This is a genomic window from Inhella sp., from assembly GCF_041912635.1.
Taxonomy (GTDB): Bacteria; Pseudomonadota; Gammaproteobacteria; order Burkholderiales; family Burkholderiaceae_C; genus Inhella.
The window spans coordinates 71,812-89,480 of sequence record NZ_JAYRMO010000021.1 but is presented as its reverse complement, the minus strand read 5'-3'; the positions used below and the strand labels follow the sequence as shown (position 1 = coordinate 89,480).

Annotated in this window: 19 protein-coding genes and 1 pseudogene; 10 read left to right on the top strand and 10 right to left on the bottom strand. The window is 71.1% G+C overall.

The window, feature by feature from the left end:
* Positions 1-81: 81 nt before the first annotated feature.
* Positions 82-849, bottom strand: a complete 768-nt coding sequence (locus ACE3QP_RS13620; RefSeq protein ID WP_374436864.1) for an energy transducer TonB — start codon at positions 847-849, stop codon at positions 82-84.
* Between the two features lie 164 nt (positions 850-1,013).
* Between ACE3QP_RS13620 and ACE3QP_RS13615 the strand changes: the two genes are divergently transcribed.
* The 3 genes from ACE3QP_RS13615 to ACE3QP_RS13605 are packed head-to-tail and all read left to right on the top strand — an operon-like array spanning position 1,014 to position 2,718.
* Positions 1,014-1,583 (top strand): thymidine kinase, encoded by a 570-nt coding sequence (locus tag ACE3QP_RS13615; RefSeq protein WP_374436862.1) that lies wholly within the window; start codon positions 1,014-1,016, stop codon positions 1,581-1,583.
* Positions 1,571-1,963: a DUF5329 family protein gene (locus ACE3QP_RS13610; RefSeq protein ID WP_374436860.1), complete on the top strand. Its 393-nt coding sequence runs from the start codon at positions 1,571-1,573 to the stop codon at positions 1,961-1,963. Before ACE3QP_RS13615 ends, ACE3QP_RS13610 begins: the two co-directional genes overlap by 13 nt.
* 5 nt (positions 1,964-1,968) lie before the next feature.
* On the top strand, positions 1,969-2,718 hold the full coding sequence (locus ACE3QP_RS13605) for a nitrilase-related carbon-nitrogen hydrolase (protein WP_374436858.1): 750 nt from the start codon (positions 1,969-1,971) through the stop codon (positions 2,716-2,718).
* Between the two features lies 1 nt (position 2,719).
* Here the strand turns inward: ACE3QP_RS13605 and ACE3QP_RS13600 are convergent, their stop codons facing one another.
* Together ACE3QP_RS13600 and ACE3QP_RS13595 are read right to left on the bottom strand one after the other, a co-directional pair.
* Positions 2,720-2,971 carry a MerR family transcriptional regulator gene (locus ACE3QP_RS13600; RefSeq protein WP_374436856.1) on the bottom strand — a complete coding sequence of 84 codons (252 nt, stop codon included), beginning with the start codon at positions 2,969-2,971 and terminating at the stop codon, positions 2,720-2,722.
* Positions 2,968-3,957, bottom strand: a complete 990-nt coding sequence (locus ACE3QP_RS13595; RefSeq protein ID WP_374436854.1) for a DnaJ C-terminal domain-containing protein — start codon at positions 3,955-3,957, stop codon at positions 2,968-2,970. The genes ACE3QP_RS13600 and ACE3QP_RS13595 overlap by 4 nt, the downstream gene beginning before the upstream one ends.
* Before the next feature lie 157 nt (positions 3,958-4,114).
* Between ACE3QP_RS13595 and ACE3QP_RS13590 the strand changes: the two genes are divergently transcribed.
* The 4 genes from ACE3QP_RS13590 (at position 4,115) to ACE3QP_RS13575 (ending at position 7,514) form a co-directional block, all read left to right on the top strand.
* Complete coding sequence (locus ACE3QP_RS13590; protein ID WP_374436852.1) at positions 4,115-4,555, top strand: Hsp20/alpha crystallin family protein; 441 nt, start codon at positions 4,115-4,117, stop codon at positions 4,553-4,555.
* Between the two features lie 14 nt (positions 4,556-4,569).
* Positions 4,570-4,962 (top strand): Hsp20/alpha crystallin family protein, encoded by a 393-nt coding sequence (locus ACE3QP_RS13585; protein WP_374436851.1) that lies wholly within the window; start codon positions 4,570-4,572, stop codon positions 4,960-4,962.
* A gap of 413 nt (positions 4,963-5,375) precedes the next feature.
* Positions 5,376-6,233 (top strand): methyl-accepting chemotaxis protein, encoded by an 858-nt coding sequence (locus ACE3QP_RS13580; protein WP_374436850.1) that lies wholly within the window; start codon positions 5,376-5,378, stop codon positions 6,231-6,233.
* A 159-nt stretch (positions 6,234-6,392) separates the two neighbouring features.
* Positions 6,393-7,514: a DUF1513 domain-containing protein gene (locus ACE3QP_RS13575; protein WP_374436849.1), complete on the top strand. Its 1,122-nt coding sequence runs from the start codon at positions 6,393-6,395 to the stop codon at positions 7,512-7,514.
* 2 nt (positions 7,515-7,516) lie between these two features.
* Here the strand turns inward: ACE3QP_RS13575 and fusA are convergent, their stop codons facing one another.
* The gene (gene fusA, locus ACE3QP_RS13570; protein ID WP_374436848.1) at positions 7,517-9,568 is read right to left on the bottom strand and encodes an elongation factor G; all 2,052 of its coding nucleotides are present in this window, start codon (positions 9,566-9,568) and stop codon (positions 7,517-7,519) included.
* A gap of 131 nt (positions 9,569-9,699) precedes the next feature.
* Between fusA and ACE3QP_RS13565 the strand changes: the two genes are divergently transcribed.
* From ACE3QP_RS13565 to ACE3QP_RS13555, 3 genes and pseudogenes are all read left to right on the top strand, one after another.
* Positions 9,700-9,861, top strand: a complete 162-nt coding sequence (locus ACE3QP_RS13565; RefSeq protein WP_374436846.1) for a hypothetical protein — start codon at positions 9,700-9,702, stop codon at positions 9,859-9,861.
* Positions 9,858-11,047 (top strand): annotated as a pseudogene (locus ACE3QP_RS13560) (PQQ-dependent sugar dehydrogenase). The gene ACE3QP_RS13565 and the pseudogene ACE3QP_RS13560 overlap by 4 nt, the downstream one beginning before the upstream one ends.
* Positions 11,044-11,679, top strand: coding sequence for a glutathione S-transferase family protein (locus ACE3QP_RS13555; RefSeq protein ID WP_374436845.1), 636 nt, complete (start codon positions 11,044-11,046; stop codon positions 11,677-11,679). Before ACE3QP_RS13560 ends, ACE3QP_RS13555 begins: the two are co-directional and overlap by 4 nt.
* Position 11,680: 1 nt before the next feature.
* Here ACE3QP_RS13555 and ACE3QP_RS13550 read toward each other — a convergent pair whose 3' ends face one another.
* From ACE3QP_RS13550 to ACE3QP_RS13525, 6 genes are all read right to left on the bottom strand, one after another.
* Positions 11,681-12,460, bottom strand: coding sequence for a GNAT family N-acetyltransferase (locus ACE3QP_RS13550; RefSeq protein ID WP_374436843.1), 780 nt, complete (start codon positions 12,458-12,460; stop codon positions 11,681-11,683).
* A gap of 72 nt (positions 12,461-12,532) precedes the next feature.
* On the bottom strand, positions 12,533-12,937 hold the full coding sequence (gene yidD, locus ACE3QP_RS13545) for a membrane protein insertion efficiency factor YidD (RefSeq protein WP_374436841.1): 405 nt from the start codon (positions 12,935-12,937) through the stop codon (positions 12,533-12,535).
* A gap of 1 nt (position 12,938) precedes the next feature.
* Positions 12,939-13,553, bottom strand: coding sequence for a DUF1294 domain-containing protein (locus ACE3QP_RS13540; protein ID WP_374436839.1), 615 nt, complete (start codon positions 13,551-13,553; stop codon positions 12,939-12,941).
* A 22-nt stretch (positions 13,554-13,575) separates the two neighbouring features.
* A complete protein-coding gene (gene guaD, locus ACE3QP_RS13535) occupies positions 13,576-14,880 on the bottom strand; it encodes a guanine deaminase (protein ID WP_374436837.1) in 1,305 nt (434 codons plus the stop codon).
* The gene (locus ACE3QP_RS13530) at positions 14,877-16,472 is read right to left on the bottom strand and encodes an acyl-CoA dehydrogenase family protein (RefSeq protein ID WP_374436836.1); all 1,596 of its coding nucleotides are present in this window, start codon (positions 16,470-16,472) and stop codon (positions 14,877-14,879) included. The genes guaD and ACE3QP_RS13530 overlap by 4 nt, the downstream gene beginning before the upstream one ends.
* Positions 16,469-17,638: a GGDEF domain-containing protein gene (locus ACE3QP_RS13525; protein ID WP_374436834.1), complete on the bottom strand. Its 1,170-nt coding sequence runs from the start codon at positions 17,636-17,638 to the stop codon at positions 16,469-16,471. Before ACE3QP_RS13525 ends, ACE3QP_RS13530 begins: the two co-directional genes overlap by 4 nt.
* Positions 17,639-17,669: the final 31 nt, after the last annotated feature.

The following is a 17,669-nucleotide window of genomic DNA, read 5'->3' as shown; positions in this document are numbered from 1 at the left end:
AAGGAAGGAAGCAAAGCGAGGCCCAGACCGCCGAGGTGGCGGTTTGGATGGGGGAAAGGGGAGGGGGCGGGCCGAGCTCGCTCAGTCGAGCTCGTACTCCAGCCAGGCCACGGCCATCACTTCGATGGCGCGGCCGTTTTCGACGATGGGCGTGATGCGCGCAACCTTCATGGCCTCCAGTGCCTGCGCGTCCAGGCGCGCGAAGCCGGAACTGCGCTGCAGCTGGATGTCGCGCGGGCGGCCCTGGGGGTCAAACACCACGCGCAGGGCCACGCGGCCATGCTCGCCGGCGCGGCGCGAGAGCAGCGGCACCTCTACGGCCGGCTCCACCCGGTAACGCAGCGCGCTGGCGGCCACGGTCTTGGGCTGCGGCGGCTGCGGGGCGATCTGCGGCGTGCTGCTGGGAGCCTCCAGACTGGGCGCGGCGGCCGGGGCGGGGGCGGCGGCCTGCACCACCACCTGCACGGCGCGCGGGCTGGGTGCGGCGGTTTCAAACTCGGGCAGTGGTACCGCCAGCACCGGCTGCACCGGCAGGGCTTGGGGCTGGGCTTGCCGGGCTGGTGGTGGTTCGGGTGGGCGCTGGCGCTCCTGCAGCAGGCTGACCTGCAGCGGCGCCGGAGCCATCTGCGCCACCACCGTCCGCCCGGCCTGCAGCAAGGCCAGCCCGAGCAGCAGGTGCAGGCCCAGCGTCACCAGGGCCGCGGCGCGGCTGCGGCGGGCCGGCTGCCAGGCCAGATCAGGCATCGGCCGCGCCATGGGGGCGGCAACCACGGGCGTGGGCGCAGCGGGTGCAGCGGGCGCACGGGAGGGCTGGGGCGAGGAGAGCGAAGGCAGGGCCAGCGTGGACATGGCAGCGACGGCGAATACACAACCGGGAAACAACCGATGCCCGAACTCTAACGCAAATGCGAACAAATCGCATTTGCATTTCGTTGACCAAGCGCGAGGCCGGAGCCGGCGTGGAGTGGCCGCGACAATCCGCGCCCTTCCGAACCCCTCCCGCAGCACAAGCGATGGCAAAGCTCTTCTGGCGCTACGGCGCCATGGCCGCCGGCAAGACCCTGGCCTTGCTGGGCGTGGCCCACAACTACGAGCGCCTGGGGCGCAGCGTCACCATCTACACCGCCCAGCTGGACGACCGTTACGGTGAAGGCGTGGTGGGCACCCGCCTGGGCCTTCAGCGCCCGGCGCGCACCTTCCACCCCGGCCTGCGCTTCAGCGCCGCCGATCTGCCCCCCGACACCGCCTGCGTACTGATCGACGAGGCCCAGTTCCTGACCACCGCCCAGGTCCGCGAGCTGCACCAGATGGCCGTGCTGCAGGGCGTGCCGGTGATCTGCTACGGCCTGCGCACCGATTTCCAGGGCAACGGCTTCGAAGGGGCGGCCGCGCTGGGCCTGCTGGCCGACCAGATCGAGGAACTGAAGACCGTCTGCGGCTGCGGCCGCAAGGCCAGCTTCAATGTGCGCCTGGACGCCGAGGGCCGCCGCGTGCGCGAGGGCGAGCAGGTGTCCATCGGGGGTGATGCCCAGTACCACGCCGCCTGCCCGCACTCCTTCTATACCGAACGATGCAAAGACTGATCGCCACACTGGCGCTGCTGCTGGCCCTGCCCGCCAGCGCCGCGCCCACCGCCCCGCCCGTGCGCGCCGAGATCGACGGCCTGCTGGGCGAACTGCAGCGCCAGCAATGCCGGCTGCAGCGCAACGGCAGCTGGCACAGCGCCGACGAGGCACGCCAGCACATGCTGCGCAAGCTGGCCTATCTCGAAGACCGCGGCACGGTGGCCAGCGCCGAGCAGTTCATCGAACAGGCGGCCACGCAGAGCAGCAGCAGCGGCAAGGCCTATCAGGTGCAGTGCGGGGCCGCAGCCGCCCAGACAAGCAAGGAGTGGCTGCTGGCTACGCTGCGCGCACAGCGCCTGGCGCAGAAGGCCCGACCGGCCTCGGCACCGGGGCGCTGAATCCCATGCCAGCGGCAGCACGCATCGCCCTGGTGCAGATGCGGATGCGCCCCGATGGGGCCGGGCAAGTGCAGGGCATCCTGGCCGAGCTGGCGCGCGCCGCGCAAGCCGGTGCCCAGCTCTGCGTCTTTCCGGAACTGGCGCTGCCCGGCTTCCACCGCGGCATCCGGGCTGAGCTGAACCCGGCGCGCCTGGACGACGCCGTCGCCCAGGTGGCGCAGGCCGCCGCGCGCCTTCGCATTGCGTGCGCTGTGGGCCTGCCCTGGGCCGCCGAGTCGCAGTGGCAGAACGCCCTGCTGCTGCTGGACGAACAGGGGCGGTACCGGGGCCTGATCACCAAGCAGGGCCTGACGCCCAGCGAGGCCACGCTGTTCGTACCCGGCCCGGCGCGCGCCAGCTGGCCATTGGCGGGCCTTGCGCTCAGCGCCGTGTTCTGCCGCGAGGTGCTGGACTACCCCGCCGGTCTGCCCGGACTGCGGCCCGATCTGCTGCTCTGGCCCAGCTTCATCCGCCGTGCGGCCGACGAAGTGGACTACCTGCCCGCCGCGCGCGCGCGCGCGCGCGCCAGCGCGGCGCCGCTGCTGCAGTGCAACTGGGCCAACTCCATCAACCACCCCGAGCGCGATGGCTTCGGCGGCAGCGCCTTGATCGGAGCCGACGGACGGGTGCAGCTGCAATTGCCGGCCGATGCCGCGGGCCTGGCGCTCTGGCAGGCCGGGGTGGCACCGGAATGGCGGCCGGCCCCGCAGGGTTGATTCAGCCGCCACGCAGCCGCCGCAACTCCTCCTCCAAGTCCACCACCAGCGCCGCCAGCTCCGGCACGGCATCGAACTCGCGCTCCAGCCAGACCAGGCGGCGCACTCGCGCCAGCAGCCAGGCGTCGCTGGCGGCCGGGTGCAGCAGGCTGGCGTGCGTGTCCATCCAGGCCAGATCCACATCGGCCAGGCGGCACAGGGTGTCGAGGTCGAGCTCGCGCTCGGCGAACAGGGCGTGCAGCAGGGTGTTCATGCGTCGGCCTCCGGAGCCAGGGCGGCGGCCTGCTTGCGGGCATCGAAGTCGGGCAGCACGCGGGCCATTTCCTCGTACAGCTGGCGGGCGCGCGGCTCCAGGCCGCTGGGCAGCAGCACGCGCAGCTTGAGCTCCAGGTCGCCCGGCGGGCTGCCGGGCAGGCCCTGGCCGCGCACCCTGAGACGCTGGCCGCTCTGGGCTCCGGCGGGCACGCGCACCTTCACGCTGCGCCCGGCCGGCAGGTCCACCGGCACCACCGCGCCCAGCGCGGCCTCCCAGGGCGCCAGGGGCAGTTCCGCCACCAGGGTGCCGCCGTCCAGGCGGAAGCGGGGGTGCGGCGCGAACTGCACCTCCAGCAGCAGATCCCCCGCCGGGGCGCCGCCCAGGCCTGGCCCGCCCTGGCCGGCCAGGCGGATCAGCTGGCCGGGCTTCACGCCCAGCGGAATCTTCAGCTCCAGCGTGCGTTCGCGCAGGTGCAGCCGACCTTGCGCGTCGAGCTCCGGCGCCTTCAGGGTGATGCGCCGGGTGGCGCCCAGCCAGGCGTCGTCCAGTTCCAGCAGCACCTTGGCATGGTGGTCTTCGCCGCGGGCGCTGCCTTGCGGCCGCTGCGTCCCCGGGCGGGCGGTGCGGCCTGTTCTTCCCATGCGGCCGAACAGCTCGGAAAAAAACTCGCTGTAGTCGCCCGCGCCGGGGTCGAAGCCCGCGCCGTCGCCAAACTCGAATCCGGCGTCCCAGCCCGGCGGCGGGCGAAAGGGCTCGCCCTGGCGCGGCGCGCCGCTGCCGAGCTGGTCGTAGGCAGCCCGGCGCTCGGGGTCGGAGAGCACGGCGTAGGCCTCGTTGACCTCGCGCATGCGCGCCTCGGCGTCCGGTTCCTGGCTGACGTCCGGGTGGTACTTGCGCGCCAGCTGCCGGTAGGCCTTCTTGATGGCCTCCTGCGGCGCGTCGCGGGCCACCCCGAGGGCGGCGTAGTAGTCCTTGAACTCCATGCAGAAGCTCCTTCCTGCGCGCAGGAACTGGGGGTGGGGCGGCGCGTCTTCAAGCCCCATGCTCGCGCGGCGCGGGGCTCTTGAACTTGCGCCGGGTCAACCCATCTGCGCAGACATCCGGGGCCGACCAGGCACCGATTTCTGAGGAGGACCGAGCATGTACCGCAGCCTGTTTGCACGCGATCTGTTGTCGGAGCTGGAGCGCCTGCAGCGCGATCTGAGCTCCGTGTTTGAACCTTCGCCGAGCATCCGCGGCATCAGCCGCGGCGGCTATCCGGCGCTGAACGTGGGCAGCAGCCCCGAGGCCGTTGAGGTCTACGCCTTTGCCCCCGGCCTGGAGCCGGCCAGCATCAAGGTGGACCTGGACCGCGGCGTGCTGAGCATTGCCGGCGAACGCGCCCCCACCCTGCCCGAGAAGAGCGACGAGAAGACCACCCTGCACCAAGGCGAGCGCTTCGCCGGCCGCTTCCGCCGCGTGGTGAGCCTGCCCGACGACATCGACCCCAACGCCGTGAGCGCCAGCTACCGCGACGGCCTGCTGCACATCAGTGTGAAGCGCCGCAGCGCCACACCGGCGCGCCGCATCGAAATCCAGTGAACCGGGAGCTGAACATGAGTGAACTGACCCAAACCCAGAACCCCAGCGAGCTGCAAGCCCGCAGCGCCGAAGCCGAGGCCGCCCTGCTGCCGCCGGTGGATGTGGTGGAGGACTCCACCGGTATCACCCTGTATGCCGACATGCCCGGCGTGCCCAAGGAGCACCTGCAGCTGCGCGTCGACGGCGACCAGCTGAGCATCGAGGGCGAGCTGGTGCTGCCCGCCCCGGCCCAGCTGCAGCCCTCGCATGTCGAAGTGAACCTGCAGCGCTACCGCCGCCGCTTCACGCTCAGCAAGGAGTTGGACGCCAACCAGGTCAGCGCCGAACTGGCCCACGGCGTGCTGCGTGTGCGCATTCCCAAGGCCGCCCACGCTCAGCCGCGGCGCATCGAGGTGCAGGTGGCCTGAGCGCGGGCCTCCAGAACCCCCGGATTGCCATCAGCGCACCCGCCCGGACGGTGGGTGCCGCAGTGCCCGGCGCATGCAGAACCCCGTCCGCACCACGAAAGGATGCCGTCGGGGTTCTTCCTTTTTGAATCTTGTTGTGAACTATTGAACTTCGAAGCTCAATAGAAATCGATGCGTTCCATCCCCGTCTAGCCAAGCCCTGAAGGGGAAGAGATGTCGATGCTGCGCTTCAAGGTTTCCACCCGGCTCTACCTGGGGCTCGGACTGATCCTGCTGATCCTGGCCGCCGTCACCATGGTGGCGATGTGGAAGGTGCGGGTGATTGACAACGCCCTGCGCGCCAACGCCGAGCTGCATGCGCAGATCCAGCGCCACGCCATCAACTTCCGTGGCTCGGCCTGGCCGCGCAGCGCGTGGCGGCGGGCGACCTCAGCCCCGTGCCCGGCGCCGAGCAGGCGCGTGAAGGCAGCGTGCTGGCCTCGCTGGGCACCATGCAGCAGGGCCTGGCGCAGGTGGTGGGCACGGTGCGCCAGGCGTCCGATTCCATCGCCACCGGCTCGGCGGAGATTGCCAACGGCAACTCGGACCTGAGCCAGCGCACCGAGCAGCAGGCCAGCCATGTGCAGTCCACCACCCAGCTGATGGGCCGCCTGGCGCAGACCGTGCAGACCAATGCCGACACGGCGGCCGAAGCCAACCGCCAGGCCGAAGCCGTCTCCACCGTGGCCGAGGCCAGCGGTCAGCTGGTGGGGCAGGTGGTCACCACGATGGCCGAGATCAGCACCAGCTCCAAGCGCATCGGCGACATCATTGGCGTGATCGACGGCATCGCCTTCCAGACCAACATCCTGGCCCTGAACGCCGCCGTGGAAGCCGCACGTGCCGGCGAGGCCGGCCGGGGCTTCGCCGTGGTGGCCAGCGAGGTCCGCAGCCTGGCGCAGCGCGCGGCCGGTGCCGCGCGCGAGATCAAGGGTCTGATCGGCGCCAGCGTGGACCGCGTGGAACACGGCAGCCGCCTGGTAGATGAGGCCGGCCGCACCATGGAAGCCCTGGTGCAGCAGATCCAGCAGGTGGGCTCGCTGATCGGCGAGATCAGCAGCGCCTCGCGTGCCCAGGCGCAGGACATCGGCGAGGTCGGCCGCTCGGTCGACCAGATCGACCACAGCACCCAGCAGAACGCCGCCCTGGTGGAGCAAAGCGCCGCCGCGGCGGACAGCCTGCGCCAGCAGGCCGCGCAGCTGGCCGAGACGGTGCGGGTGTTCAAGCTCTGAACAGCTCAGGGGCTGGTGCCCCTGACTGAATGCCTGTCTGACCCGCCTGTCTGAACCGCAGCCACGACTGGCATTCGCATCCTTGTTACAGGTCAATGCGAATGATTCGCGTTTAATTTAGGGTCCATCACCTGAATTACCGAGGTGTTGAGGACCTTTATGGAACGACGGAAATTTCTGCTGCAACTGGGCGTCGGTCTGAGTGCCGGCCTGAGTGCGGCCGCCTGCGGCGCGCTGGCCCGCGCGGTCGCGACCGGGGAGAGCCTGCGGGTGGCCGGGGGCTGGCTGCTGCAGGGTGGCGAGCATCAGGTGGGCGTGCTGCGGGTGGACTGGGCGCAGGGCCGGGTGGCCATCGAGGCAGCCCATACCGTGCCCTCGCTGCCACACGCCATCGTGCCGGAGCCGGGCGGCGGCTTCCTGGCCGTGGCCACCCGGCCGGGTACCTGGCTGGCGCGGGTGGACGGCGAGGGCCAGCTGGCCCAGGTGCTGAGCACCGAGGCGGACGGCCGCCAGCGCACGCATGACGGACATGTCATCGCCAGCGCGGACGGCCAGTGGCTTTACACCGGCGAGACCGAGCGCGCGACCGGGGCCGGCTGGGTCAGCGTGCGCGATGCCCGAGACCTGCGCATCGCCGCGCAGCAGCGCACGCATGGCATCGACCCGCACCAGATCCTGGTGGACGAAGACGGCCTGCTGCTGGTGGCCAATGGCGGCATCCCCCGCACGGCGAGCGGCAAGAAGCGCGACCTGGACGCCATGGACCCGGTGCTGGTGCACCTCGATCCGCGCAACGGCGACAAGCTGGGCGAGTGGCGCCTGCCCGATGCCCGCCTGAGCCCGCACCACATCGCCTGGAACGAGCCCCTGGCCGGTGGGTCGCGCCTGCTGGGCATCGGCCTGCAGGCCGAGCACGACGACCCGGGGCAGCGCCGCGAGGCGCCCTTGCTAGCCGTCTGGGATGGCCAGTCCCTGCAAATCCCCACCCGGCAGCCCGCCGAAGGCTATGCCGGCGACGTGGCCGCCGGCCCCAATGGCGGCTTCGTGCTGACGGCGCAGAAGGCCAACCGCATCCTGCTCTGGCAGCCGCACAAGCCGGCCGAGTTCCTGGCCGTGGGCGAGGTGCAGAACCCCTGCGGGCTGTGGCCGCTGGCCGATGGCCTGGGCGTGGCCATTGGCGGCGGCCTGGGGCTGGCGCGCTGGCATGCGGCCGAGCCCGGCCGCATGCTGCGCTGGCCCGCGGGCCTTTCAGCCGGCAACCACTGGGCCGTGCTGGGCTAGGTCTACTCCGCCTCGTCCTGCACCTTGTAGGCCGCCGCCAGCGCCGCCTGCGTGTTGGGCGGCACCGGGTCGTAATGGCTGAGTGCCAGGGTGTAGCGGGCCTGGCCGCTGGTCATGGCGTTCAGCCGGGTCTGGAAGGCTGCCAGCTCGGCCAGCGGGGCCAGGCCCTGCACCACCAGCTGGCCGGCCACGGCGGCGCGCGTGCCGGTCACCTGGCCGCGGTGGCTTGCCAGGTCCCCCGAAACATCGCCCACCGCGGCCTCGGGCGTGAGCACCTCCACCTGCACGATGGGCTCCAGCACCACCGGGCGCGCTTCCTTCACCGCCACCTGCAGCGCCTTCTTGGCGGCGGTGACGAAGGCGATCTCCTTGCTGTCCACGCTGTGGTGCTTGCCGTCGAACACGATGACCTTCACATCCACCAGCGGGTAGCCGGCCACCACGCCCAGCGCACAGGCCTCGCGCACGCCCTTTTCCACCGCCGGGATGAAGGCGGTGGGTATGACGCCACCCTTGACCTGATCGACAAACTCGAAGCCCGCGCCACGCGGCAGCGGCTCGACCTTGAGCCAGACCTCGCCAAACTGGCCGGCGCCGCCGCTCTGCTTCTTGTGGCGGTAATGCCCTTCCGCGTAGGCGCTGATGGTCTCGCGGTAGGCGATGCGCGGCGGCTGCGTCTTGACCTCGAACTTGAAGGTCTCCTTCAGCCGCTCCAGCAGCACGCGCAGGTGCAGCTCGCCCAGGCCGTAGACCAGGGTCTCGTTGGTTTGCGCGGCCTGTTCCAGTTTCAGGCAGGGGTCTTCCTCCACCAGGCGGTGCATCACGTCCCACAGGCGCTGCTCGTCGCCATGGCGGGCCGGGGCGATGGCCAGCCCATGCACCGGCGTGGGCACGGCCAGCGGGGCGAGGTGGATGTGCTCGTCCTCGGCGGCGTCGTGCAGCACGGCGTCGGGGTGCAGCTCGTCCAGCTTGGCCACGGCGCACAGCTCACCCGGGCCGGCCTTGTCGAGCGGCACCTGGGTCTTGCCCTGCAGTGCGAACAAATGGCCCACGCGCACCGGCTTGCGCCCGTGGCCGACGTAGAGCTGCATGTTCTTCTGCAGCGTGCCCTGGTGCACGCGCAGGAAGCCGAGCTTGCCCAGAAAGGGGTCGGCGCGCACCTGGAACACATGGGCCAGCACATGGGCGGAAGGGTCCAGGCTCACCTTCACGGGTTTGGCCTCGGCCCCTTCACCGCTCAGGAACTCGGGCGGGTTGGCTTCCTCGGGGTTGGGCAGCAGCTTGTCGATGACGGTCAGCAGCTCGGCCACGCCCACGCCGTTCTTGGCGGCGCAGAACAGCACCGGAATCAGATGCCCCTCGCGCAGCGCCTGCTCCAGCGGCGCATGCAACTCCGTGGCCGGCACGTCGCCGTCGTTCAGGTAGCGGTCCACGAAGGCGGCGTCCACCTCCACCACCTGCTCCACCAGGGCGCGGTGCGCGGCCTCCACCGAACCGAAGTCGCTCGCGCCGCTGCTCTGGAAGAAGCAGTCGGCCACGCCACCCTGGTACGGCAGGTTCAGCGGCAGGCATTCCTTGCCGAAGGCGGACTGGATCTGCTCCAGCAGCGCCGGCAGGTTCACGCCCGGGGCGTCGATCTTGTTGATGACGATGACGCGGTCGCGGCCGCGCTCCTTGGCGGCATCCAGCATGCGCTGGGCCATCAGCTCGATGCCGCGCTGCGCGTCGATGACGACCACGGCGGTCTCCACCGCCTCCAGCGCCGGCAGGGCCTGGCCGGTGAAGTCCGGCGCGCCCGGGGTGTCGATCAGGTGCACGCGCAGGCCGGCGTGCTCGAAGTGCAGCAGGCTGCTTTGCAGCGAGTGCTGCATGCGCCGCTCCAGCGCGTCGTGGTCGGAAACGGTATTGCCTTTCTCCACCGCGCCGGCAGCGGGCAGGGCGCCGGCGGCATGCAGCAAGGCCTCGGCCAGGGTGGTCTTGCCGGCCCCGGAGGGCCCCAGCAGGGCCAGGGTGCGGATCGAAGCGATGCGGGCGTCTGCTGCCATGGCGGTCATCCTCCTTGGGGGTAACCCAGGGTAGCCAGGGGGCTGGGCCGGCACAAGCAAGGGGCAACCCGTGCATTGCACCCAGCCTGCTGGCGAACGCTCGCAATCTGCCATCATCCGAGTGGCTAAATTCAGACGCCATGACCAGCCCCAGCCCGACTCCCAACCCCGTGGCCGCCAGCCCGACCTATCGCAAACGCCGTAGGCGTCGCTTGCGCCGTCATCTGGTGGTGGCCGTGCTGGGGGTCGGATTGGCCGGTGCGGCGTTGCTGGTGCTGATCGGGCTTTCCTTCTCCGTGTGAGCTCGGCCGTGTCCGATCCGCACGTTGTCGCCTGGGTCGGGACTTCGCTGCTGCTTACCAGCCTGTTGGCATGCGGGGGCGGTGGTTCCACTGCAGCGGCCCCGACTCCTGCGCCCGCACCCGCTCCGACTCCGGGACCTGCTCCCGCCCCAGCTGCTACCCCCACCGTCCGCACCCTGCGCAGCGACCTGCAGTCCCCCTGGGCGCTGGCGCGTCTGCCCGGGGGAGACTGGCTGCTGACCGAGAAGGCGGGGCGGCTCTGGCGCCTGAGCGCCGATGCCCGCAGCAAGGCGGCGCTGAGCGGGCTGCCCGCCGTGGATGCCAGCGGCCAGGGCGGCCTGCTGGATGTGGCGGTCGACCCGGACTTCGCCGCTGGCGAGAACTGGATCTATTTCAGCTACGCCGTCCCGGCGCGGGCGGCGCCGGGACGGCGGTGGCGCGGGCCCGGCTGGGCGCGACGGGCCTGAGCGAACTGGCGGTGATCTTTCGCCAGCAACCCAAGGTGGGCGGCAGCGGGCATTACGGCTCGCGCCTGGTGTTCGGGCGCGACAAGACCCTCTTCATCACCCTGGGCGAGCGCCAGCTGGGCAGCCCCGCGCAGGACCTGCGCCAGACCCTGGGCAAGGTGGTGCGCATCCGCCGCGACGGCAGCCTGCCGCCCGACAACCCGGTCTGGCCCGGCGCCGCCCTGCCGGGCATCTGGAGCCTGGGCCACCGCAACCCGCAGGGGGCGGCCCTGCATCCGCAGACGGGCGCGCTCTGGGTCAGCGAGCACGGCCCCCAGGGCGGCGACGAAATCAACATCGCCCGCGCCGGTGCCAATTACGGCTGGCCGCTGCGCAGCTACGGCTGCAACTACGGCGATCCGCCCGGGCCGGCCTGCCAGCTGGGCGGCGGCGCCCATGCCCCGCAGTTCGTCGAGCCGCTGAGCTTCTGGGTGCCGATCTCCGTGGCGCCTTCGAACATCGTCTTCGTCGACGGCCCGATGTTCCCGGAGTGGCGCGGCGACCTGCTGATGGGCGCGCTGGCCGGCCAGGCCATCTGGCGCCTGCGCTACCAGGGCGAGCGCGAGTTGCTGCGCGAGCGCATCTTTGAGGGCGAGCGGGTGCGCGATGTCGACTTGGCGCCCGATGGCTCGATCTGGTTCCTCACCGACTCCGGCCGCCTGCTGCAACTGGTGCGATGACACCGCTCACGCTCTACGGCTGCCCCGGCTCCGGCTCCGCTGCCGTGGAGATGGCCCTGCACCAGGCCAGCCTGGCGTTCGAGCTCGTGCGCGCCGCCAGCTGGGAACCCGGCCCGGGCCTGGACGCGCTGCGCGCCATCAACCCGCTCGGCCAGATTCCCACCCTGGTGCTGGAGGACGGCTCGGTGCTGACCGAGAGCGCCGCCATCCTCATGCACCTGGGCCTGCAGCACCCGGCCAGCGGCCTGCTGCCGGCGGACGCTTCCGCGCGCGCCCAGGCCATGCGCGGCCTGGTGTTCATCGCCGCCAATTGCTACGCGGCCATCTCGGTGGGCGACTACCCCGAGCGCTGGACGAGCGCCACCAGCAAGTCCGCCTGCGAGGCGGTGCGCCAGGCCGCACGCGCCCAGCTGCACCGCGCCTGGGAGCTCTTCGCCGACCAGTTCCCCGCGAGCCCCTTCCTCAGCGGCGCGCAGCCCGGCGCGCTCGACTTCCTGGCCGTGGTGGTCTCCAAATGGAGCGGCAGCCGCGCCCATTTGCGCCAGGCGCGGCCAGAGTTCTTCGCCTTCCTGCTGCGCCTGGAGCAGCACCCGGCGGTGGCGCCGGTGAACCAGGCGCATTGGCCCGGCTGATTCAGTTCGCCAGAAAACGGCGGCGGTAGCTGCTCGGCAGATCGGCCAGACGCAGCAGCAGCGGGAAGTCGGCGCAGCGGAACTCACCGTCCCAGGCCGGCGCACCCAGCAGTTTGGCGTTGGCCTTGAGGTAGCCGCGCAGCAGCGGCGGCGTCTCCACCGCGCCGGCATGGGCCGGGGCCGGGTGCAGGGGGTCGCGCGGGCGCACCTGCCATTCGATCGGCGCCAGGTGCTGGGCGGCGAGCTGGTTCCACAGCGTCCAGGCGCGGCTCCCGCCATCGCGTGCGTCCACGCTGGCGCAGCCAATCAGCAGGTCCAGCTTCTGGCGCTGCAAATAGTCGGCAATCGCGCCCCACATCAGCAGCAGGGCCGGGCCGCGGCGGTAGTCGGGGTGCACACAGGCGCGGCCCATCTCGGCCATGCGATGGCGCTCATGGCGCAGCCGGGTCAGGTCGAACTCGCTGTCGGCATACATGCCGCCCAGCCGGCGCGCCGCTGCGGCGCTGAGCAGGCGGTAGCAGGCCACCACCGGGCCGGCGCTGCCGTCGGGGTTTTCGGCGCGCAGCAGCAGGTGTTCGCAGTGCGCGTCAAAGAGGTCGGCATCGTGGCCGGCCGGGGTGCCGGGCGGGGGGCGCAGGCGCGCGCCCAGCTCTTGGGCAAACACCTCGTAGCGCAGGCGCTGCGCCTCGCGCAGCTCGTCCTGGTGCTGCGCCCAGTGGACTTGCAGCTTGCCCGCCGGGGCGGCGGGGCGGAGTTCGGGTTGGGTCTGGATGGCCAGCATCGTCGTCTTTCGGTCTTTGTGTGTGACCGGGATGCTGGGTGCGGCGCATGACAGCGCCGTGTCGCGAATGTGTCAGCGGCGTGACGCCAGGCGGCTCTTGGCGCGGTCCTCCCGGCGCCGATCCTTCTTCTTGCGGTCGAACAGATCGCAGGCGTCGCAGGCATCGCAGGCGTCACAGCCATCGCAGGGGCCGCAGTCCAGATCGGGGACGCCGCAATCGCAATCGCCCCGGGCATGGAGGGGCCGGTAGCGCGGCGCCGCCTGGGCTGCCCGATGCACCGCGCCGCAGCGCAGCAGCCGCTCGCGCAGCAGGGGCAGGCCGCGGCGCAGGCCCCGGCGTTGGATCAGCCGTGCGCCGGCCTGCGAGCAACTCGGCCCGCCGAGCTGGGCGCGATGGGCGCAGACGAAGCCCTTGTGGGGGCTGATCCAGCGCTGGTAGGCGCGGATCAGGGCGAGGGCGAGAGTTCGGGCCTGCATATCAGAGCTGCAGCAGCTGCTGGCCCCAAGGTGAGCACAGGGCAATCAGTGTCAGAACGTTGATCACAGTAACGGTCCAAAACACTTGCCTGAATTCGCGCTTCACTGATTTGTGGCGAAGCAGCTGCTGTGCAAGCAGCCCGCCGGGCCAGCCTCCCAGAACTGCCAGAGCATGCAGAGTGCTCTCAGATACACGTCGTCCACCTGACTGCGCTTGCGCCTTGTCATGGGAGTAAGCAAAGAACGTGATCGGGATGAGTGATGCGTAACCGATCAGGACCCAGCGTGGAAGACCCCACAAGACTGCAATTGCGGTTGTGAGCACCAGGAAGGCTGGCAGTGCAAAGAGCGTTGCTGTTCCCCACTGCGCTGCTGATGCCCTTGCACTTGTAGGCCGCACTGAACGCTGACGCACGGGCTCAACCCGCGACGCACGCTTCTTACCTTGCGGCCCGAGCTCGATGTCGAACAGCACAGGCTGTCCTGCGAGCGGGCGAGCTCCGCGTCCTTGGAACGCTTTGATGTGAAAGAAGATCTCCTGTCCACCCTGGCGGGCGGTAATGAAGCCGAATCCACGCTCGTCATTCCAACTGCTCACCGTCCCTTCGAACTGCATCACTACTCCCCGTTCATGTTCTTCAAATTTGCCCCGTTGAAGCGCTCCCGCCCACCCACACTTCTTCCAGCAAGCGCTCATCCCCCAACATGAGCCACGCAAACAGCCGCTCATGCAGCGAGCCGGCAATCGACAGCCGATGCGCCAGCACCGAACCCTCATCGGCCCAGCGCCAGCAGCAGATGTCCGCCATCAGCCCGGGCTCCAGCCGGCCGATCTCGGCGCCAAGGTTTAGCGACTCCGCATTGCCGGCCGTGGCCGCGTGCAGCAGCGTGAAGGCGTCCAGGCGCTGACCCTGAAGGGCGGCCACTTGGTAGGCGGCGGCCAGGGTGCGCTGCATGGACAGGCTCACGCCACCGCCCACATCGCTGGCGATGGACAGGCGCAGCCCTTCTGCGGCACGGCCGCGCCAGTCGAACAGGCCGCTGCCCAGGAACAGATTGCTGGTCGGGCTGTGGGCGATGACGGAACCCGTGGCGCGCAGGGCGGCACGGTCGTTCTCGTCCAGCCAGATGCCATGGGCCAGGGTGCTGTTCGGGCCCAGCAGGCGGTGCTGCTCGTACACGCCGAGGTAGCTGCGCGCCGTGGGGAAGAGCTGGCGCACCCACTCCACTTCGGCCCGGTTCTCGGCCACATGGGTCTGCAGATAGCTGCCCGCATGCGCCGCGAGCAGATCACCGGCCAGATCCAGCTGGGCCTCGCTGCTGGTGGGGGCGAAGCGCACGGTGTGGGCGTAGGCATTGCGCCCCTGGCCGTGCCAGCGCTGGATCAGGTCGATGCTGTCGCGTTCGGCCTCCTGCACGGTGTCGCGCAGGCCGTCGGGGGCGTGCCGGTCCATCAGGCATTTGCCGGTGATCAGGCGCATGCCGCGGGCCTCGGCCGCGCCGAAGAGGGCGTCGACGCTGCACTTGTGCACGGTGGGGAAGACCAGGGCGGCGGTGGTGCCATGGGCCAGCAGCTGGTCCAGGAAGCGGGCGCTGCCCGCGGCCGCCACAGCCGGGTCGGCCCAAGCGCGCTCGGCGGGGAAGGTGTAGCGGTTCAGCCAGTCCAGCAGCTCGGTGCCGTAGCTGGCGATGACGTCCAGCTGCGGCGCGTGCACATGGGTGTCGATGAAGCCGGGCAGGATCAGCCGACCGGGCCGCTCGTCGCGCGGCCAGCTGGCGTCGGGGGCTTCGGGCTGGATGGCCTGGATGCGGCCGTTCTCGATCAGCAGCCAGTGTTTCGGGCGCCAGCGCACCGTGGGCGGCGGGGTGTCGAGATCGGCGTCGGCAGGACAGGGCGCGGTGACATCCAGCAGGTCACCGAAGACAGCAAGTCGTTGGGTCATGGAAGTTGAACTGCGCGCTCCAGGTGCGCACGCGCATGCGCCAAGGGGCTGGCGCCAAACATCCCGCCTGGCCGGTGCAGGCGGCTGGACAGAAAGTCCGCCGCCATTGTGGCCGGGCTGCGTTCGCGCAAGAGCGAGGCTTGCGCCAGCAGCACCAGCTCCTGGGCCTGCATGCGGGCCTGGGGTTCGGCATCGGCTGCGAACAGGGCCTTGCGCAGGGTGACAGCGCGGGCGCGCTCGGGAGCGTCCAGTGCGGGCTCCAGCTGGTCGAACCAGGCCTGCAGGGCTGGCGCCTCGCGCTGGGCGGCGCGCAGCACATCCAGCGCCATCACATTGCCGCTGCCTTCCCAGATGCTGTTCACGGGCGCCTCGCGGTACAGGCGCGCCAGCAGGCCGGTCTCGACATAGGCGTTGCCGCCCAGCACCTCCATCGCCTCACCCGTGGCGGCGAGGGCGCGCTTGCAGACCCAGAGCTTGGCGGCGGGGGTGAGCACGCGTGCCCAGGCGCGCTCGACGGGGTCGTCATCGCGGGCGTCGAAGCTCTCGGCCAGGCGCAGCATCAGCTGCAGCGCGGCCTCGCTCTCGATGGCCAGGTCGCCCAGCACCTGCTGCATCAGCGGCTGGTCGATCAGCAACTTGCCGAAGGCCGAGCGGCCGCGCGCCCAGTGCAGGGCTTGCACCAGGCCGGCGCGCATCAGCGCGGCGCTGCCCACCACGCATTGCAGGCGCGTGAAGCCGGCCATCTCGGCCAGGATGGCGATGCCTCGGCCCGGCGGGCCGACCAGCAGGCCCTGGCTGGCGTGGAACTCGACCTCGGAGCTGCTGTTGCTGCGGTTGCCCAGCTTGTCCTTCAAGCGCTGGATGCGCACGCCGTTGAGCGCGCTGCCGTCGAGCTGCCAGCGCGGCACGAGGAAGCAGCTCGGGCCCTCGTCCGTGCGCGCCAGCACCAGATGGGCGTCGCACATCGGCGCCGAGAAAAACCATTTGTGACCGTCGATTGCATAGGCCGGCGCGCCCTGCCAGCGCCAGCCCAGCGGCGTGGCGGTGCTGGCGCAGCTGCGCAGGTCCGAGCCGCCCTGCTTCTCCGTCATGCCCATGCCGATCCACAACGCGGCCTTCTCGGCCAGCGGTCGGTCGGTGGCGTCATGTGCGCGGCTGTGCAGGCCGTCGCGCAGCGCGGCGTAGAGCGTGGGCGCGTGGCGGGTCAGCACGGCAATGCCGGCCTGCGTCATCGTGGCTGGGCACAGGCTGCCAGCCTCCACCTGGCCGTGCAGATAAAAGCCTGCGGCCGCGTGCGCCCAGCTGCCGCCTTCAAAGGGCGCGGCGATGAAGCCGCCCGCGCGGATGGCCGCCAGCAGGCGCTGCCAATGCGGGTGGAAGTCCACGCGGTCGACGCGGCGGCCGCGCGCGTCGTGGGTGTGCAGCTCGGGCGGGCGGCGGTTGGCCTGCTCGGCCCAGTCGAAGGCGGTGGGGCTGCCGATCAGCGCGCCGTAGCGTGCCAGTTCGGCATCGGCGCCCAGGCGCTCGCGCAGCGCGGGGTCGGCGGTCCAGAGGTCCAGGCCGCGGCATTCATCCACCAGGTTGTCGTTCATGAATCTTCGGGCAGCAGCCCCGGTTCGGCGCACAGGCGCCCGCGCCCGCCATGCTTGGCGGTGTACAGGCCGGCATCGGCGCGGCGCAGCATGTCCTCGACATGGCGGTCACCCGGGCGCAGCAGGGCCCAGCCGGCGCTGTAGTCGATCGGGAAGCCGAGCTCCTTCTCGGCGTGCTCGGCCAGGCTGCTGCGCAGGCGGCGGTCCAAGGCCGTCACGCCCTCGCCCTCGCTGCGGTTGAGCAGCACGGCGAACTCCTCGCCGGCCAGGCGCGCGGCGCAGTCGCCCGGGCGCACGGCAGCACGCAGCAGGCGCGCCAGCAGGCCCAGGGCTTCGTCGCCCCGGGCATGGCCGTGCAGGTTGTTGACCTGGCTGAAGTGGTCCACGTCCAGCAGCATCACCGCCAGGGGTTCGCGGTGGCGGCGTGCCACCGAGATCATTTCGTTGCCGCGCTGGTCGAAGGCGCGGCGGTTGGCCAGCTGGGTCAGGCTGTCCGTCTTGGCCTGGTGGCGCAGCCGGCCCTCGGCCTCGCCGCGCCAGGCGGCCAGGTAGGCCATCGCGCCCAGGCTGGCGCCCAGCAGGGCCACCAGCAGGTAGCTGCGGGCGAACAGCGAATCGCTGCGCAGCGAGGGGTAGAGCGCCGGCTCCAGCAGGCCGGTGCCGGCGCGCCAGAGCGTCAGCACGAACAGCAGGGCCAGCGGTGCGGCCATCACGGCGCGCCAGCGCGGGCTGGTTTCGGGGGCGCGCGGCGTGCGCCAGGCCAGGCCCAGCAGCAGCAGGGCCTGCAGCAGCGCCAGCCAGGCATTGGCCGCGCCCTGGCGGATCAGCGGCTGCTCGGCACCCAGCAGCAGCAGCGGCGGCTCCAGCGCCAGCAGCGCCCAGGCCCAGCGCATGCCGGGCCGCCCGCCCAGCCAGCCTTGCAGCGCGCGCAGGCACAGCACCAGGCTCAGACCGACGAGGAAGTAGGACAGCGTGAGCCCGAATACCGGCGCCACGCGCTCGCCCAGCAGCAGGAAGACCCAGCCCCCCACATGCGCCCACAGACTGGCCTGGGCCCAGCGCAGCGCCGGGCTGCCGCGCCAGCCGGTCAGCACCGGCAGCACCGCGGCCAGGGCCAGCAGCTGCAGCGGCAGCAACAGCGTCAGGGTGGGGAGGTCAAGCGCCATGGCCTCTTGAGCATAGCCACGGGCTGCGGCG

Coding starts and splice junctions, on each gene's coding strand:
- ACE3QP_RS13615 (WP_374436862.1), top strand. CDS start 1,014: ATGGCAAAGCTCTTCTGGCGCTACGGCGCCATGGCCGCCGGCAAGACC.
- guaD (WP_374436837.1), bottom strand. CDS start 14,880: ATGACCCAACGACTTGCTGTCTTCGGTGACCTGCTGGATGTCACCGCG.
- ACE3QP_RS13600 (WP_374436856.1), bottom strand. CDS start 2,971: ATGAACACCCTGCTGCACGCCCTGTTCGCCGAGCGCGAGCTCGACCTC.
- ACE3QP_RS13595 (WP_374436854.1), bottom strand. CDS start 3,957: ATGGAGTTCAAGGACTACTACGCCGCCCTCGGGGTGGCCCGCGACGCG.
- ACE3QP_RS13610 (WP_374436860.1), top strand. CDS start 1,571: ATGCAAAGACTGATCGCCACACTGGCGCTGCTGCTGGCCCTGCCCGCC.
- ACE3QP_RS13620 (WP_374436864.1), bottom strand. CDS start 849: ATGTCCACGCTGGCCCTGCCTTCGCTCTCCTCGCCCCAGCCCTCCCGT.
- ACE3QP_RS13575 (WP_374436849.1), top strand. CDS start 6,393: ATGGAACGACGGAAATTTCTGCTGCAACTGGGCGTCGGTCTGAGTGCC.
- ACE3QP_RS13565 (WP_374436846.1), top strand. CDS start 9,700: ATGACCAGCCCCAGCCCGACTCCCAACCCCGTGGCCGCCAGCCCGACC.
- ACE3QP_RS13525 (WP_374436834.1), bottom strand. CDS start 17,638: ATGGCGCTTGACCTCCCCACCCTGACGCTGTTGCTGCCGCTGCAGCTG.
- ACE3QP_RS13550 (WP_374436843.1), bottom strand. CDS start 12,460: ATGCTGGCCATCCAGACCCAACCCGAACTCCGCCCCGCCGCCCCGGCG.
- ACE3QP_RS13585 (WP_374436851.1), top strand. CDS start 4,570: ATGAGTGAACTGACCCAAACCCAGAACCCCAGCGAGCTGCAAGCCCGC.
- fusA (WP_374436848.1), bottom strand. CDS start 9,568: ATGACCGCCATGGCAGCAGACGCCCGCATCGCTTCGATCCGCACCCTG.
- ACE3QP_RS13605 (WP_374436858.1), top strand. CDS start 1,969: ATGCCAGCGGCAGCACGCATCGCCCTGGTGCAGATGCGGATGCGCCCC.
- ACE3QP_RS13530 (WP_374436836.1), bottom strand. CDS start 16,472: ATGAACGACAACCTGGTGGATGAATGCCGCGGCCTGGACCTCTGGACC.
- ACE3QP_RS13540 (WP_374436839.1), bottom strand. CDS start 13,553: ATGCAGTTCGAAGGGACGGTGAGCAGTTGGAATGACGAGCGTGGATTC.
- yidD (WP_374436841.1), bottom strand. CDS start 12,937: ATGCAGGCCCGAACTCTCGCCCTCGCCCTGATCCGCGCCTACCAGCGC.
- ACE3QP_RS13590 (WP_374436852.1), top strand. CDS start 4,115: ATGTACCGCAGCCTGTTTGCACGCGATCTGTTGTCGGAGCTGGAGCGC.
- ACE3QP_RS13555 (WP_374436845.1), top strand. CDS start 11,044: ATGACACCGCTCACGCTCTACGGCTGCCCCGGCTCCGGCTCCGCTGCC.